This is a genomic window from Pseudomonas sp. PS01303, from assembly GCF_029959385.1.
Classification (GTDB): domain Bacteria; phylum Pseudomonadota; class Gammaproteobacteria; order Pseudomonadales; family Pseudomonadaceae; genus Aquipseudomonas; species Aquipseudomonas rustica.
Map to the genome: position 1 here is coordinate 1 of NZ_JASCPK010000051.1, position 16667 is coordinate 16667.

Sequence of the window (16667 nt, forward strand, 5' to 3'; positions counted from 1 at the left end):
GTGTTTGAGCTGCCGCCATCGCGAGCTGGCTCACTCCTACATTTTGGAATGCATTCCCCTGTAGGAGTGAGCCTGCTCGCGATAGCGGTGGTACAGACAATGAAGGGGTTAAACGCTCAGCAGCAGGAACTCGCGCTCCCACGAGCTGATCACGCGCTTGAAGTTTTCATGCTCGGCGCGTTTCACCGCGACGTAGCCACGCACGAATTTGTCGCCGAGGTATTGCGCAACGGTTTCGCATTCTTCCATTTGCGTCAGCGCTTCTTCGATGGTGATCGGCAGGCGCAGGTTGCGGCGTTCGTAAGCCCGACCTTCCACGGCAGCGCTCGGCTGCACCTTGTCGACCATGCCGATATAACCGCAGAGCAAACTCGCGGCGATCGCCAGATACGGGTTGGCATCGGCGCCCGGCAAACGGTTTTCCACACGCATCGCTTCAGGGCTGGAGGTCGGCACGCGCAGGCCGACGGTGCGGTTTTCTTCGCCCCATTCGACGTTGACCGGTGCCGAGGTGTCCGGCAGGAAACGGCGGAACGAGTTGACGTTGGGCGCGAACATCGGCAGCACTTTCGGGATGTACTTCTGCAAACCGCCGATGTAATTGAGGAACAGCTCGCTCATCTGCCCGTCTTCATTGGCGAAGATCGGTTTGCCGGTGGCGATTTCAACCACGCTCTGGTGAATGTGCATGGCGCTACCGGGCTCATCACCAATCGGCTTGGCCATGAACGTCGCGGCGACGTTGTGCTTGAGCGCAGCCTCACGCATGGTGCGTTTGAACACGGTGATCTGGTCAGCCAGATCCAGTGCGTCGCCGTGACGGAAGTTGATTTCCATCTGCGCCGGGCCGTCCTCATGGATCAGCGTGTCGAGATCCAGACCTTGCAGTTCGCACCAGTCGTAGACGTCTTCGAACAGCGGATCGAATTCGTTGGCGGCATCGATGGAGAACGACTGACGACCGCTTTCCGCACGGCCCGAGCGGCCCAGCGGTGCCTTCAGCGGCAAGTCCGGGTCTTCGCAGCGTTGAGTCAGGTAGAACTCCATTTCCGGCGCAACGATCGGCTTCCAGCCTTTGTCGGTGTACAGCTGCAAGACTTTCTTCAGGACGTTGCGCGGCGACAGTTCGATCGGGTTGCCGAACTTGTCGAAGGTGTCGTGGATGACGATGGCGGTCGGTTCGATCGCCCATGGAATCACGTAGACCGCGTCAGCCACTGGCTTGCAGACCATGTCGATATCGGCAGGATCGAGCAGGTCGTAGTAGATGTCGTCGTCGACAAAATCCCCGGTTACCGTTTGCAGCAGCACACTTTCCGGCAGGCGCATGCCTCGCTCATGCAGGAACTTGTTGGTCGGTGCGATCTTGCCGCGGGCAATGCCGGTCAGGTCACTGACCACACATTCAACTTCGGTAATCTTGTGATCTTTCAGCCACGTGAACAGCTGATCGAAAGGGGCATTCATAAAGACCTCGTTATTGGTTTTATAGACGCCGGGGAGGGCGGGTTTCATCTTCCGCCCCTTCCCCTGTGGCGCGTTGACGACTATCTTGGGCGAGCCTTGCAGTTCCATCTATCCACTTTAAGCAGCACCAAAGCGCACCAAAAGAGTGCGCAAGGTCACCCCATGACAACGTGCAATCCGCTCCAGGTACAAGCGTTCAACACCGCCGACGTGGCCGAGCAAGTCCGCGCCACGCCGGGCTGGGTACAGCATTACCAACAGATGTCGCCGGGCCATTTCGCCGGGCAGATCCGCTATCTGGATCTGCAAGGTGTCGAGGTTTACGAAGAGCAGATGAACACTCGGGTCGAACAGAATTTCAGCGCACCGTCGGGTGCCTTGGCGTTTTGTTTTGATCGCAGTGATAACGCGCTGTACTTGCTCAACGAAGACAGCCGCAACATCTGGATCACCCCGGAGAACTATCAGGAAATTGCCGTGGTGTTCGGCCCGCAGTTCGTCCGTCAGCACGGTCTGGATGTGGCGAAACTCGAAGGTTTGTTCATGACGCAGCTCAACTGCGGACAGAACGCCCTGTTCAGTCGCTGGTTAAGCTCAACTCTCACGAAGTTGACGCAACCGCTTGATATAGATGAAAAAGACGCACTGACAAAACAACTACTTGAGGACTGTATGTTCCTCCTCGACAACGCACGCGTGTGTCTCGACGGCGGCGGATTGCAGCGCCGCGCCGAAGAGCGAAGCATCATGAAACGGGTAGGGGAGTGGGCCGCAGATTCACCGGAAGACACCGTCAATCTGCTTGAGCTTTCCAACGTTGCGGGTGTGTCGTTGCGTCAGTTGCAGCAAGCGTTCAAGGCGTACACCGGAATGACGCCCAGCCACTGGCTGCGTTTGCGCCGGTTGAACAGTGCCCACCGCGAATTGCTCAAGCGCAGACCCACGGAAACCACGGTGGCCGAGGTGGCGATGCAGTGGTCGTTCTGGCATTTGGGGCGGTTTTCCAGCAGTTATCGCGCGTTGTTTAACGAGTTGCCGAGCGAGACGCTGAAGCGTTAACGAATGCTGTAGCGGCGAAAAAGACCTTTGTCTCCTGAGTGAAGTTAATTAGAATCAGTCTCATTTGAATTCTTACTTCGCGCAGGGCCTCTCGAGATGACTGAAGCAGCGACGCCATCGCAGCAGCACCTGCACGAGCTGTACCGCAACCATCGTGGCTTTCTCGAAACCTGGTTGCGGCGGCGCATGGGCAATGCCTGGGATGCGGCGGATCTCAGTCAGGACACCTTCATGCGCGTGCTGTGCAGCGCGCAACCCATCGTCGAAATGCGTGAGCCGCGGGCCTATTTGCTTACGGTCGGCAAACGTCTGCTGAGCAATTTCTACACTCGCCGCCGTCTCGAAAAAGCCTATCTCGAAGCCCTCGCGCAATTGCCCGAAGCGTGCGTGCCGTCGCCCGAGCAGCGTTGGCTGCTGCTGGAAACCTTGCAAGCATTAGACGAATTACTCGATGGCTTGCCGCGAGCGGTGCGTAAGGCGTTTCTGTGGACTCAGCTCGAAGGCCTGGGTTATCGCGAGATTGCCGAGCGCTTGCAAGTCTCTGAGCGAACCATAAAACGTTATATGGCAACGGCTTACGAGCATTGTTTGATGCTAGATCTATGATGAGAATAGCGCCCGGTAATGAAGCGCGGGAAGTGGCGCGGGCTGCCGCGCAATGGCTGGCGTTGCTGGAGTCCGGTGAGGCCAGCGAAGCCGATCACTCACGGCTTAAGACCTGGCGTGAGAGCGACAGCCGCCACGAAAACGCCTGGCAGAAGATTCAGCTATTGCGTCAGCGATTTTCCAGTCTGCCCACAGAGTTGGCCATGGCCACCCTCGATCGCCCGGATCTGGCGCGGCGTGCGGCGCTGAAACGGGCGCTGGCTCTGGCCTCACTTGTGCCGACGGCGTGGCTGATCAGTCGCCAATTACCGTTGGACGTCTGGCGCGCCGATTTGCACACCAGCACCGGCGAACACAAACAGACGCTGCTGGCCGATGGCAGCACCTTGCAGCTGAACACGGCGAGTGCGGTGAATGTCGATCTCACCAGCCGTGAACTGATCTTGGTACGTGGTGAAATGGCGCTCAACGTCCGTGGCGGCGCGGCGCTGACGATCAATGCGCCTTACGGCCGGATCATCGTCAGCCGCAGCGAAGTCTGCGTGCGTCTTAACGAGCGTGATTGCAACGTATCGGTGCTCAGCGGATCGGTGCAATTGCAGCCGTTGCACGGGCCTTTGCTGCAACTGAATGCAGGGCAACAGATTAACCTGCAAGCCTCAGGCGCCGGTTTGGTCACGCCTTACGACACAAAAATGCCCGGTTGGCGCGACGGTGTGTTGATGGCGCAAAACCAGCCATTAGGCGACTTCCTGCGTGAGTTGAGCCGCTATCGTCCGGGTTTGCTGCGCTGGGATCCGGCACTGGAAAATCTGCGCATCACCGGCAGTTTCCGCCTCGACAACACCGATAAAGTCCTCGCACTGTTAGCAGCGAGCCTGCCGCTGGAGGTGCATTCGCGCACGCGTTTCTGGGTCACGTTGATGCCGCGAAAAAATATCGTCTGAAGCCTGTCCCTTTTATTCGCCTCACCGGTCATTGCAGGTAAGTGAACAAAATCGAGAGCTTCTTCCAATGCCCGCAGTATTCCCAAGTCGTTTGCGTCCGTTGTTGCAGTTGAGCCTCCTGCTGAGCCTGAGTGCCAGCCCTGTGTTGATTCAATCCAGTTGGGCCGATGATGCGGCCCGCCGCAGTTATTCGGTGCCGGCCGGCAGTTTGAGTGCCGCGCTGACTCGCTTTGCCGGGTTGGCCGGGGTCAATCTGTCGGTGGATCCGGCGCTGGTCAGTGGCCGCAACAGCAACGGTTTGTCCGGCGAATATGGCGTGGAGGAGGGCTTCACCCGCTTGTTGCTGGGCTCCGGCCTACAACTGCAACCGGTGGGCGATCACGCTTATACGCTGATTCCGGCGGCCGATGGCAGCAGCCTGCAACTGGCGCCGACCTCGATTTTCGGCGCCACCGGATCGAGCGATGCCGATGTGTTTGCTGGCGGCCAGGTTGCTCGGCGTGGCTCGCAGGGCTTGCTGGGGTCGAAAGACTTTATGGAAACGCCGTTCAGCATGACCACCTATACCAGCGAGGCGGTGAAGAATCAGCAAGCGCGCACCTTGGGCGATCTGATTTCCAGCGACCCCTCGGTGCGCGCGACCAACCCTGCCGGTGGCCGCTATGAGCAATTCACCATCCGTGGTTTCAGCTTGTTCAACAGCGACGTTTCGTACAACGGGCTCTACGGTGTGTTGCCGACGTACACCATCGACATGGAAATGGCCGATCGCGTGGACATCCTCAAAGGCCCGAGCCAATTGATCAACGGGATTTCACCACGGGGCAGTGTCGGCGGCGGGATCAACATCGTGCCCAAGCATGCCACCGACCAACCGGTCACTTCGCTGACCGCCAATTACGCCTCGAACAATCAGCTTGGCGGCGCGGTCGATGTCGGCCGGCGTTTCGGTGAGGACAATAAATTCGGTCTGCGCTTCAACGGCGTCAAACAGTCCGGCGACACTGAATGGGATCACCAGAGTGTTGACCGTGACATGGCCGTGCTGGGGCTGGACTTTCGCGGTGAGCGCTTGCGGCTTTCCACCGATGTCGGCCACACCGAACGCGATACCGATGCGCCGCAGGAGCGCGTGCAAGTGGCCGCCAATGCGAAGGTGCCGAGCGCCAACGACGTGCATCGCAACTACGCGCAACCGTGGAGTCAGGCGAAAACCGAGGACACCTTCGGTATGGTCAACGCCGAGTACGACGTCAATGATTCGGTGATGCTGTACGGCGGCGTCGGTGCGCGCAAAAGCAATCACGACTTCCTGCGTCATGCGGTTTCCGTGACCAACGATGCCGGTGATTTCAGCGTTCTGCCGCGCGACTTCACCCGCGACGAAAACGTGCGTACGGCCACGGCGGGCGTGCGTAACTGGTTTCACACCGGGCCGGTGAGCCACGAGGTTAACCTCGCGGCCAGCTATTTCTACATGGATTTCGAGAACGGCGGCGCGCGTTATGCGGCAGGGCGCAGCAATCTGTATGACCCGGTGGAAACGGCGAAACCCGGCACCCCGACGCGCTACGACGCCAAGGTTTATACCGAAAACCGTTTCAGCGGCGTGGCGCTCTCGGACACCTTGGGTTTCTTCGATGATCGTTTACTGCTGACCCTGGGTGCGCGCTGGCAGCGGGTCAAAGTCGATGACTGGAGCGATGACGTCAAAGGCGACACGGCTTATGACGAGGAAAAAGTGTCGCCATCCGGCGGGATTCTGTTCAAGGCGACCGACAAGCTGTCGCTGTACGCCAACTACATGGAAGGCCTGAGCCAAGGCAAGATCGCGCCGTCTACATCAGTGAACGAGGATGAGATTTTCCCGCCGTTCATTAGCCGTCAGGTCGAAGTCGGCGCCAAGTACGATGCCGGCGCCTACGCTCTGACCGCTGCGGTTTTCCGCATCAAGCAACCGGCTTATGAGACCAACGCCACCACGCGCGTGTTCGGGCCCAATGGTAAACGCGAGAACAATGGCGTTGAACTCAGTGTCTTTGGCGAACCGCTGAAAGGCTTTCGCTTGCTCGGCGGTGTGATGTACATCGACAGCGAGTTGACTGAAACCACCAACGGCACGTTTGACGGCAATCGTGCGCCGGCGACGCCGAAGTACAACGTCAATCTGGGGGCAGAGTGGGATGTGCCGAACGTGGAGGGGCTGACGCTGACTGGGCGCGGGATCTATTCGAGCTCGCAGTATCTGGATCAGTCAAACCAGAAGGAGATCGACTCCTGGGAGCGCTTCGATGTCGGCACGCGATACACGTTCAAGCTGGATGAAAAGACCATCACCTTGCGCGGCAATATCGAAAACGTGCTGGATAAGCGTTATTGGAGTTCGGCAGGGGCGTCAGATGACAGTGAACCGGGGTTGACGCTGTCGACGCCACGGACTTATTTGCTCTCGGCCACTGTGGATTTCTGATATGAAAACGCCCGGTATAACCGGGCGCATGTATGTTCTGATCAGAATAGATTCAAAGTCCGCTGTGCTCTTCAACCGGGGCCAGCGGGTTCTGGCAGGCGAAGTTGCCTTTTGAGTTTCTCAACACCGTCAGCAGGCTGTGCTTGAGCAGCACCACCGAGCCGGCCGGTGACCAGCACTGGCCGTCGACCGACGCGGTCCGCCACCGAGCCCAGTGCAAGCGAGCCGATCAACATGCCGAGCATGCTGATGCTGAATACTGGGCCAAGGTTGGCTTTGGCGATGCCCCAATCGGCAATGAGGCTGGGGGCGGCGTAGGCCATGGCCTGGATGTCGAAGCCATCGACGACCATGCACAGGAAGCATTGGATGAGCACGAGCAGCTGAAAGGCGCCCAAGCGACTCCTTTCGACAATCACGCTGATGTCGAGTTGATTGTTCACGAGCGAATACCTCTGTTGTAGTTATTTTCGGTAAGTGTTGAACGCAGGATCAAAGCGGTGACCGGGTGTTGAAAACCTCTGTCGTGCAGGCGCCGAAGGAAGATGATCAGGCCGCGAGCCAGGCGCTGGCCTCGGCGCGCATGACTTGCTCCAGCTCGCTGCTACGGGTGGCAAACACGCGGTCGAGCGGGAAGCCGCTCTTGTCCAGCAGATAAGCAAGCGGCGCATATTCCCGTGGGTAGAGCGCTACGGTGTCGCGATCGATTTCGACCAGGCCCTGGGGGAAGGTGAAGCTGCCCATGTCGTAGATGCTCTGGCGCCTGACCAGCTTCCACAGGCCTTCGCGTTTTTCCACCAGGTCATAGAAACGGTTGTGCACGCTGCAACCCAGGTTCAGTCGGACGTTATCGGCAACGATCACCGCGTTGGTTTCCACCACGGCCTTGTTGTCATTGAAGGTGACCACCGGTGTGCCGATCAGGTGTTTGGTGCGCAGGTCGGATTTGCCCATGCGCTTGGAGCCTTCGACGAACTCGGCGAATGGCCCTTCGAACCAGGTGATCTCGATAACGGCGTCCGGGTGCGCGAGGTCCGCCAGTTGCTCCCACTGGCCCAGATCTCGGTGCATCCAGCCCGTGATCAGGTCGGTAATTTGAATCCGGTCTTCCAGGTAGTTCTGCATGATTTTCCTCGGCAGGGTGTGTAGTGGGATTCAGCATCTGCCGCTGGACAGATAACTTCAAATAGATTGATATGAAGGATCGATCATTAAATCTGATGGGGTGTCGGGCCGATGGATTTGCGTCATTTGCGGTATTTTCTGGCGGTGGCCGAGGAAGGTCATTTTGGCCGGGCAGCCCAGCGTCTGCACATCGTGCAGTCGGCGCTGAGCATGCAGATCCGCGCCTTGGAAGAAGAGCTCGGTGGTCAGTTATTCCTGCGCACCAGTCGTCGCGTCGAGCTCACCGAAGCCGGGATCCTGTTGCGTGCCGAGGCGCAGCGCACCCTCGATCAGGCGGCGCATGCCCAGCGTGTGGTGCAGCGCTCGTTGCGCGGGGAGATGGGCACGGTGCGGATCGGCTTCGCTGGCAATGCGGTATTCAGCGGGCGACTAATGGCTGACGTACGAGCTTTTCGCGCGGCGTACCCGGATGCGGAAGTCATCCTGCGCGAGCTGGCGCCACAACAACAGGTTGAAGCCATTCAGAACGGTCAGTTGGACGTGGGCTATGCGCCGAGTCATGGCGGTCAGGTGCACGACAATGACCTGTTATTCGAGCGAATCGGCACCTGGCCGCTGGTCGTCGCCTTGCCGGAGGATCATCCGCTGGCCATCCAGAAAAGCTTGCGCGTGCCGATGCTCGCCGCCGAGTCGTTGATCATCTATGCCGCCCACGGCGCCGACGAATACATGCTGGCCGGGTTGCGCCGGGCGCTGGGTCGCGAGCCCAAGGTGCAACGGACCACCAGCACCTTGAGCGTGCTGGCGCTGGTGGCCGCGGGCATGGGCGTCGCGATGGTGCCGGCGCCGTTGATGCAGGTCACGATCCCGGGCCTGACCTACCGCCCGTTCGACGACGTGGAACCGCACACCGACTTGCTGTTGATCAATCGCGTAAACGAAATCGGCGGTGCCGTGCTCGCGTTTTTGCGGGTTGCGCATCAGGCTGGTTTGGCGGCTGCGACGCTTCGATAGTGTGGGGTGCGTCAAGCCGCATTCAGCTTTCCGTATTGGCCAGAGAAGAACAACAGCGGTCGCGCCTGTTCCGCCTCGACAAGTTCGATCACTTCAGCGATGTACAACTGGTGATCGCCGGCGGCATGGATCTGCACCACCCGGGCAACAATGTGCGCCAGGCTGCCTTCGATGATTGGCACGCCCTGAACCTTGTTCATGGCCACGTCCAGTCCCTCCACGGCGCGGCCGGCAAAGTGGCCACTGATGTGCTCCTGTTGTTCGGTGAGGAAATTCACGCCGTAACAGTCGCCATGCTTGATGTGTTTGCAGAAGCGTGACTCGTTCTTGATCGACACCAAGATCAGTTGCGGCTCCAGCGACACCGACAGGAAGGCATTGGCCGTCATGCCTGCGGCTTCATTTTCTCGTTCGTAGGTCACTACGGTGACCCCGGTGGCAAAGCGGCCCATCACGCGGCGGAACTTGGCGGCGTCATTGTGTGCATCGTTCATGGTCATTCCCCATTGGTTTGCAAGCGGTCAGTACGCCTGACCGCGCGAGTCGTGCAATCACACCAGCGGTGTGTTCGCCTCTTTGCCACACAGGATTCTTCCGAACAGCTCCAGGTTGGTGGAGGTGCACACCACGCCATGCAGGTTGGCTACCCTGGCGTCGCGCCACAGGCGATTGAATGGGTTGGCACTGCCAGCCAGGGAACCGCCGCTGGCTGTAGCCAACAGGTCGACACCTTCCCAGATCAACTGACTGGCATAACCGGTGTCACGGCGGATGCGTGCTCGGGTGTGCGGGTTCATCGTGGTGCCGGCAGCGGCGCAGGCGTCGATTTCATCTACACAACGCTCCACCACCAGACGCGCAGCGTCGAGCTTGGCCGAGGCTTCACCCACCTGCAGGTGAGTGACGGCGGCCTCGTCCTGTTGGCTGTACCAGGTGTACTGGATGCCGCGACCAGGCAGTTTGGCGAGGAAAGTTTCCAGGGCGGCCTTGGCAATGCCCAAGGCCGGAAACACAAGGATAATGGCCAGAAATGGGATGAACGCGCCGCGATACAGCGCTTCACCTTGCAAATGGGTGGAGGCATATTCGCCGGCTATGGCTTTGGACACCGATGCAATGCGCTCGTCGGGCACGAACAGATTTTTCACCGACACCGAGGTGCTGCCGCTGCCGCGCAGCGCCATTGTGTCCCAGTCGTGCAGCAACGTGATGTCTTCAATTGGAATGAGCGCCAAGCCCTGATCCACGGTTTCACCGGCTTCATTGACGATGGGAATCCCGAGCAGGTCCCACTGCGCGTGATACACGCCGCTGTTGAAACCCCACAGGCCTTCCTCGATGAGGATACCGCCGGCCACGCGCTTGACCTGGGCCTTGCGCGGCGACAGCACGCCACTACTGCGCACCTTGCCGCCGCTGGCGAAGATCGGGTCACTGACGGTTTTGGAATACAAGGTGGCGAGCATCCAGTTGCAGATATTGATCAGGGCGCAGGCCCAGCCCGCCGACCCATCGCCACGACCGATTTCACTGACTACTTCCATGTAGGTTCTGACGCTGGTTTGCAGACCGCCATGCTGGCGTGGAATCATCAGGTCGAAGGCGCCGATGGCGTCAAGATCGTTCACGGTATTCTCGGGCAGACGCGCCAATTCATCGACTTCACGGGTACGCGAGCGCAGGGTTGCGACAAGACCGCTGGCGCGAGCGATCAAATCGTTGCTATCCACTTGGGCGTTGACAGTTACGTTGGCGAGGAGGGAATTCATGGCTTTTCCTGTTATTGAGATTATTGGATGAGCTTCTGACACAATAGTGACGAATCTGTCACGGTGACGAATTCGATATTAATAGAAATATATTTTTTTAGTAAAGATATAAATTCATCTATTCGCCCGTGCGATTCGAGGCGAAAAGGCATAACGCAATGGAAATTATGGCAACACAGACAAGCGAGTTGGACGCACCGCTGGATCACCGCAGCGTCACCGCCCAGCGCAAGCGCGATGCGATGCGCGCGCGGATACTGTCGGCGACCATGGATTTGCTGGATGATCCGTCGAAGGTGTCAGTTACCATCGAAGACGTGGCACGGGTGGCGAACATTTCCCGAGGCGCTTTCTACAAACACTTTGCTTCGCTGGAGGAGGCCGTGGCCGCCATCGGCCAGGAAGCCACCGACGGCATGACGTTGCACATCCTGCCGGTGTATGACGTGCTGACCCATCCGCTGGAGCGCATCAGCACGGCGATGCGCCTGTTTTTGCTGCGCGCCCACACCGACCGGCGTTGGGCGGCGTTTTTCCTGCGGGCGGATTTGGTGCAGGACCAATCGATCCTGCTCAAGTACGTGCTGGCCGACCTGCAGGCGGGGCGCGATGCAGGCCTGCTTGACTTGCCGTCGTTGCAGGCCGGGGTCGACGCGTTGATTGGCGCGACCCTGGAAGGGGTGCGAAGCATGAACCAGCGCCGGGTCGACGACCCGCAGGCTTACATCGACGCGGTCATTCTGATGGTGCTGCGCGGTTTTGGCGTGGAGAACATGTCGGCGCATGAGGCCGTGACGTTTTCCCGGTCCTACCTGCAAACGCAAGCTCAGGTCGACTGAACCCTCAATCGTTCCAGCAGCGATACCAGCCGTTTTTCTCGCTGATGTGCAACGGGGTCTGATAAAGGTCTGACAGAAATGCACTGGTCAAGAGTTCGGACTTGGGACCGTCAGCCACAATCTGCCCCTGCCTGATCAACACCACGCGCTCGATTTCCGGAATGATCTCGTCGACGTGGTGGGTGGTAATCAGCAGCGCGCGACCCTCACTGCAAAAACCGCGCAGCAGCGTCAGCATGGCCAGGCTCGCGCCCATGTCGAGGCCGTTGGCCGGTTCGTCGAAAATCAGCGCCTGGGGTTGATGCACCAGCGCTCGGGCGAGCAACAGACGCCTTTTCTGTCCGGTTGACAGGCGCTGGAACATGCAGGATTCATCGTGTGAAATCCCCAGCCTGGCCATCATCGCGCGCGCCTGCTCGCGCTGCAGTTCGGTAGGCTGCAAGTGTTCATGAGTGCCAATGGCTCCGAAAAAACCGGACACCACCACGTCCAGCGCGCTGGTGTAGGGCGTGTAATCTTCCTGCAGGTCCTGAGACACGAAACCGATCCTGTTGCGCAGTTGCCACAGGTTCAGGGTCTCGCTGCCGAACAGCTTTAGATAGCTGCCGTCCTGAGCGACGGGGTAGAGTTCCCGGTTGATCAATTTCAGCAAGGTGCTTTTCCCCGCACCGTTGGGGCCGAGAATCGCCACGCGCTCCTGCGGGCCGATGTTCAGGGACAACTGGTCCAGCACTCGGGTCTGTTGCTGACACGCCGTGACTTGATGCAGTTCGATCATGTGAAAACCTTGCAGGAAAAAGAGGCAGAAATAGCCGGGCTAAATGCGAAATCTGTCGATGTGTCCACGCAGCCCTGCGGCCAGGTGTGACAACTCTTCGCTGGTCGAGTGTATCTGTACAGCGCTGTTCGAGCTTTGTAACGACAGATCGCGAATATTGACCAGGCAGCGGTCGATTGCCGGGACGCCAGTGCCTGTTGTTCTGAAGCGCTGGCGATGAACACGTTCATCTGGCTGATTGTCTCCACGGCAACGGTGACCTCTTGCAGGGCCGAGTCTGCTTCCCGGGCAATGCCCAGGGTCGAATGGACACGCTCGGTGCTCAGCTGCATGGACGACAGCGCGTGTGTCGCCACGCTGCGTACCGAGCTGACCATCTGCTCGATTTCCCCGGTCGATTGTTGCGTCCTGAACGCCAATGCCCTGACTTCCTCAGCGACCACCGCAAACCCGCGACCCGCTTCACCAGCCCGGGCAGCTTCAATGGCGGCGTTGAGAGCCAGCAGGTTGGTCTGTTCGGCGATCGAGCGTATCACGTCCAGCACCCGGTTGATCCCGGTCACACTGCTCGCCAGTTCCTGGACCCGATCTGCGGTAATCGAAATGCCCTCGGTCAACAGCGAGAGCGATTCGAGGGTCTGCATGACCCGGGATTTGCCGGTTTGCGCCGCGCTGTCCGTGGTCCGTGAAGCCAGGGCGGTAGCCGATGCGTGCCTTGCCACTTCATCAACAGCGGCGGTCATTTCATTGACTGCCGTGGCGGCTTGTTCGATTTCCTGGTTCTGTTGCTGAAGCCCGCTGGTCGTTGTCGCGATCACGCCATGAAATTGTTTTGAAGACAGCGCCAGCCGGGTGGATGAGTCGGTGATGCGCAGGACCGTGTCGTGAAGATGAACCTGCATGGTCTTCAACGCCTGGAGCAATAAGGCCGGTTCGTCCTTGCCCGTATCGTTGATGGCGGATGTCAGGTCGCCGCGTGCGATGTTCTGCGCAACCTTGAGCGCATCGAGCAGTGGCTGGTTGATGCTTCGGGTGTAGAAGGTCGCCAGCAGTACTGTCAACAGAGCGGCGAGGGCAATGGCCGCAACCACGCCTGTCACCACGCGCTGGCGGGTTTGTTGTTCAAGCTCGGCCACCAGTTGATATTGCTGCAGATAGAAATCCTGCAATTGACTGGAGCGTGCGCCCAGTTCCAGGGCGAACTTGTCGATAGGGCCGTTGAGAATGTCAGTGGCTGCCTGGCGCTGGCCTTCGCCTGCCAGGCGGATCACTTCAAGCTGTTCATGTCGGAACGCCGTTGAAGCGTCGAGATAACGTTGAAAAATCTGCCGTTCCGAGGGCTGCCGAAGTTGCGCAGTGAACGCCTCTTGCTGCTGGCGCACGGTGTCGAGAACTTCCATCAGCGAATGCTGGTTGGCTGCCATGGCGGCCGGGTTCTGCAGGACGACCATGCGGAAGGTCATGATCCCGGCTCGATCCTCTGCGTTGTTCAGCGCTGCCATACGAATGATCCCCGGCACCCAGACCTCTCTGATCGCGTCGGCCTGCACGCTCATCTGCTTGACCATGGCCAGCGAGAACAATCCCAGCAGCAGGACAACCACGCCGAACAGTCCAAAGCCGAAGATTGAGCGGGGTGCCAATTTCATTTTTCTGAAAAACAACGGATTTTCCTCAAAGAAGAAATGATTTGGCGCCAGCTTGTGGCTGGCGCCGTTGTTTTAATGAAACGCTATGGGAGAGTTCAGTGCCGAGTGTTCGTGGCACTCGGCACTGGCATGCACCCCCTGTGCATGACGGGGCGTTTACTGCATGCACAAACGCCCTTTCCGACATCCTGTCGCTCCCCGAAAGGAGTGAATGAGTCAAACGCTATCGATGCCCTCGGCGGCCGGAGCAGAAACCTTGGCCGGGGCAGTTTCGCGCAGGCAGGTGGCGACCAGCAGCCCGACCAGCACAGCGCCGAGTGCCAGATACATGGTGTTTTCGATGCCATGGTGCTGGGCGATATAACCGGCGATGGCCGGCGCGACGCCGCCACCGAAAATCTCGCCGATGCCGACTACCAGGCCGGTGGCGGTGGAGGTCAGCGCCGCTGGAACCGACTCGCTGGTCAGCGGCCCGACGGTCATGCAGATCATGCTGAAGTTGAAAAAAATAGTCAGGAACAGCAGCGCGAACAGTTTCACCGGCTCGGCACCCGTGCCCATCAGCAGCCACAGGAACACCCCGGTGGCCACGAACGAGATGAGCACCACCGGTTTGCGTCCGATGCGATCGGAAACTGCCGGCATGATCAACTGCCCGAGAAAACCACCGAGGCCGATGGCCGACATCACAAAGCCCATCTGCTGCACTTGCAGGTGCAGATAGTCCATCAGGTAGTTGGGCATCATCACGCTGATGACGAACAGGCAGGTGAGCATGCAGAACATGCCGACGATATTCAGCCACACATTGCGAAAACGCAGGGCATCCAGCCAGCCCGGTTGATCAGCGGCGGTGCGGCTTTTGGCTTTTTGCGGCGTGGCGGTGTGGGTTTCCCGCAGGTAGCGGTACATCGCCACAGCCAATAGGAAACCCGGCAGCGAGACGATCACGAACACCCAGCGCCAGGACGGCACCACCAACAGCAACTGCGTGGCCATAATCGGTGCAAGCCCCAGGCCCAGGATCGGGAAGAACGCCTGTTGAATGCCGATGTTCATGCCGCGTCGGGCCGGGTGCGAAGATTCCGCCGTGGCCGCCAGCGCCGTTGGGGTGAAGGCGCCTTCGGAGATGCCCATGATCGCCCGAATCAGCATCAAGCCGCCGATACCGGTGGCCAGACCGGAAAGCCCCGCAAGCAACGAAAACACCAGCACCGCAGGAATCAGCACCTTGCGCCGGCCGATTCGGTCGGATAGTCGGCCCATGAAAATCGAAGAAATGCCCCAGGCCAGGCCCAGGATGGCGGTCACATTTCCGAGGTCCTGATAGTTCAGGCCGAGGTCTTTCATCATTACCGGGAACAGCGGCAGGATGATGAACCGGTCCAGGCCCACTAGGCCGAAACCCAGTGCCAGCAAGGCCACCGCTTTGAACTCGTAGCGAACATCCCACGCATGCTTATTGTTGTTCATGGTTGTTACTCGGATGGGGTTGAGGAGGGCAGCCGCCTCAGTGACGCGACTGCCACGGGCTTAGAAATAAACCAGCGCTTCGACCAGCCCGGTCAGTTGCGTGCGGTCACGCCCGGCGCCGAACGGGTGATCGTCGGCATTGCCATCGAACACGTCGTAACGCACTTCGGGACGCAGCGAGATGTACTTGTTCAGGTCGTAACGCAGGCCGGCGGTGATGGCATTGAAGTTGCCGCGAGCGGTGGAGGCGGGCAGCAGGATGAAACCGTCAGGGTCGGCAAAATGCTCGGCGCGCACCGAGTAAGAAAGGTCCGGCCGCTGCTGGTAAGTCAGCACCGCGTTCGCGCCCCACCAATGCGCGCCGTCGAAACCGGGGCCGTTGATGATGTCGACGGTGCTGGCGTTGCCATCGCCGTCCTGATGGCCGTAGACCACCTCGGCGCCCATCGACCAGTTCGAGTCGAAGCGATGCCAGCCGTTAAGCGAGTGCTGCTGTTTGAATTGGCCGTCTGCCGACACCAGACGCGAGGTCGGCGCCTGCACATCGCTGAAGCTGTCGTTCTGTTCATCGCCGAGGATGAATTCATAATCGATCCAGGTCTGCATGTCGGCGGTGCGCCAGCGCACCGCACCCATCAGCGACTTGCTGTCGTTGTTGTCGCGCAGGTTGTTCCAGCCCTGCACCACGCCCAGTTCTACACCGAGAATCCCCGACTCGCCGTTATACAGGCGGGTGCCGAGCTGAACGCCACCCACGGTGCCGGGCTCGCTGACGAAGGCGTAGGTCTTGCTGGCGAACGGGTTGCGCGCGGCACGGATGTTCGGCGGGATTTCATAACCGAGCGCCGGTCCGAAAACCCCTGCCATCGCAGTGATGCCGGGGCCGTAAGGCAAGTAAGCCGTGGCGGCGATGTTGGGGATGGCGAGGAATTTCTGTTTGTCACGCTGAGCCTTCGCCAGGTCGTCATCGCCCGGCGAGTTGACGTCCCAATGCATGTCCCAGCCTTGAGTCCGGGCGAATTGCGCATTGCGGCCGTAGTTCATCTCGAAGGTGAAACCGAAGGAGGCTTCGGTCGGTGCCGGGCCGGGCAGGGGAGTGATGCGCGGGATCATGTCGCCCTTGAGTGCCTTGTCGACAAACAGGTGCAGGCCGCCCCATTCCAGGCCTTCATCGGCGAAGCCCACCAACGGCAGGTTGCTCAAGCCATCCTGACGCTCGTCGTGGGTCGAGCGGTTGTTGCGCGAATAGCCAACGTCAAACAAACCGGAGACCGTTATCCCATAATCCTTTTCCAGCGTGTCACCAAACAGGCTGCGAAACAGCGTGCCTTCGCCCGTGTCTGCAGGCTCGGCGGCGTGGGTATTGAGCGTCGCGAAGGCGGCCAGAACCGCACCAAGCGTTTTCACCTTGATGTTGTGCATTGTCTGTCTCTTGTTTTTGTTGTCAGAACGTTAAAAGGGGGGGCGTCCA

General features: G+C 59.5%; 15 protein-coding genes. 6 read left to right on the forward strand and 9 right to left on the reverse strand.

The window, feature by feature from the left end:
- Window positions 1-108: 108 nt before the first annotated feature.
- Window positions 109-1467: a glutamine synthetase family protein gene (locus QMX93_RS15650; RefSeq protein ID WP_053120225.1), complete on the reverse strand. Its 1359-nt coding sequence runs from the start codon at window positions 1465-1467 to the stop codon at window positions 109-111.
- 162 nt (window positions 1468-1629) lie between these two features.
- Here QMX93_RS15650 and QMX93_RS15655 point away from each other — a divergent pair, with 162 nt between their 5' ends.
- The 4 genes from QMX93_RS15655 to QMX93_RS15670 all read left to right on the forward strand — a co-directional run bounded on the left by QMX93_RS15655 (window position 1630) and on the right by QMX93_RS15670 (window position 6549).
- Window positions 1630-2526, forward strand: a complete 897-nt coding sequence (locus tag QMX93_RS15655) for a helix-turn-helix domain-containing protein (protein ID WP_282356898.1) — start codon at window positions 1630-1632, stop codon at window positions 2524-2526.
- Window positions 2527-2622: 96 nt separating this feature from the next.
- The gene (locus QMX93_RS15660) at window positions 2623-3132 is read left to right on the forward strand and encodes a sigma-70 family RNA polymerase sigma factor (protein WP_282356900.1); all 510 of its coding nucleotides are present in this window, start codon (window positions 2623-2625) and stop codon (window positions 3130-3132) included.
- Window positions 3132-4079: a FecR domain-containing protein gene (locus QMX93_RS15665; protein WP_282356902.1), complete on the forward strand. Its 948-nt coding sequence runs from the start codon at window positions 3132-3134 to the stop codon at window positions 4077-4079. Before QMX93_RS15660 ends, QMX93_RS15665 begins: the two co-directional genes overlap by 1 nt.
- A gap of 67 nt (window positions 4080-4146) precedes the next feature.
- Window positions 4147-6549, forward strand: a complete 2403-nt coding sequence (locus QMX93_RS15670) for a TonB-dependent receptor (RefSeq protein WP_282356903.1) — start codon at window positions 4147-4149, stop codon at window positions 6547-6549.
- Between the two features lie 71 nt (window positions 6550-6620).
- Here the strand turns inward: QMX93_RS15670 and QMX93_RS15675 are convergent, their stop codons facing one another.
- On the reverse strand, window positions 6621-6992 hold the full coding sequence (locus QMX93_RS15675; protein ID WP_282356905.1) for an MFS transporter: 372 nt from the start codon (window positions 6990-6992) through the stop codon (window positions 6621-6623).
- A 106-nt stretch (window positions 6993-7098) separates the two neighbouring features.
- Window positions 7099-7674, reverse strand: a complete 576-nt coding sequence (locus QMX93_RS15680) for a nuclear transport factor 2 family protein (protein ID WP_282356906.1) — start codon at window positions 7672-7674, stop codon at window positions 7099-7101.
- Window positions 7675-7785: 111 nt separating this feature from the next.
- On the opposite strand from QMX93_RS15680, the gene QMX93_RS15685 reads away from it, so the two are divergent.
- Entirely contained in the window at window positions 7786-8688 is a 903-nt protein-coding gene (locus tag QMX93_RS15685) for a LysR substrate-binding domain-containing protein (RefSeq protein ID WP_282356907.1), read from the forward strand.
- Between the two features lie 11 nt (window positions 8689-8699).
- Here QMX93_RS15685 and QMX93_RS15690 read toward each other — a convergent pair whose 3' ends face one another.
- Both QMX93_RS15690 and QMX93_RS15695 read right to left on the reverse strand, forming a co-directional pair.
- The gene (locus QMX93_RS15690; protein WP_282356908.1) at window positions 8700-9182 is read right to left on the reverse strand and encodes a flavin reductase family protein; all 483 of its coding nucleotides are present in this window, start codon (window positions 9180-9182) and stop codon (window positions 8700-8702) included.
- A 57-nt stretch (window positions 9183-9239) separates the two neighbouring features.
- Window positions 9240-10457 carry an acyl-CoA dehydrogenase family protein gene (locus QMX93_RS15695; RefSeq protein ID WP_282356910.1) on the reverse strand — a complete coding sequence of 406 codons (1218 nt, stop codon included), beginning with the start codon at window positions 10455-10457 and terminating at the stop codon, window positions 9240-9242.
- 167 nt (window positions 10458-10624) lie between these two features.
- Between QMX93_RS15695 and QMX93_RS15700 the strand changes: the two genes are divergently transcribed.
- A complete protein-coding gene (locus QMX93_RS15700) occupies window positions 10625-11296 on the forward strand; it encodes a TetR/AcrR family transcriptional regulator (RefSeq protein WP_282356912.1) in 672 nt (223 codons plus the stop codon).
- A 4-nt stretch (window positions 11297-11300) separates the two neighbouring features.
- Here QMX93_RS15700 and QMX93_RS15705 read toward each other — a convergent pair whose 3' ends face one another.
- From QMX93_RS15705 to QMX93_RS15720, 4 genes are all read right to left on the reverse strand, one after another.
- On the reverse strand, window positions 11301-12074 hold the full coding sequence (locus tag QMX93_RS15705) for an ATP-binding cassette domain-containing protein (RefSeq protein WP_282356913.1): 774 nt from the start codon (window positions 12072-12074) through the stop codon (window positions 11301-11303).
- Window positions 12071-13738, reverse strand: a complete 1668-nt coding sequence (locus tag QMX93_RS15710; RefSeq protein ID WP_282356914.1) for a methyl-accepting chemotaxis protein — start codon at window positions 13736-13738, stop codon at window positions 12071-12073. The genes QMX93_RS15705 and QMX93_RS15710 overlap by 4 nt, the downstream gene beginning before the upstream one ends.
- Before the next feature lie 201 nt (window positions 13739-13939).
- Window positions 13940-15196, reverse strand: coding sequence for an MFS transporter (locus tag QMX93_RS15715; protein WP_282356916.1), 1257 nt, complete (start codon window positions 15194-15196; stop codon window positions 13940-13942).
- A 60-nt stretch (window positions 15197-15256) separates the two neighbouring features.
- Window positions 15257-16618 carry an outer membrane beta-barrel protein gene (locus QMX93_RS15720; RefSeq protein ID WP_282356918.1) on the reverse strand — a complete coding sequence of 454 codons (1362 nt, stop codon included), beginning with the start codon at window positions 16616-16618 and terminating at the stop codon, window positions 15257-15259.
- Between the last annotated feature and the right edge of the window lie 49 nt (window positions 16619-16667).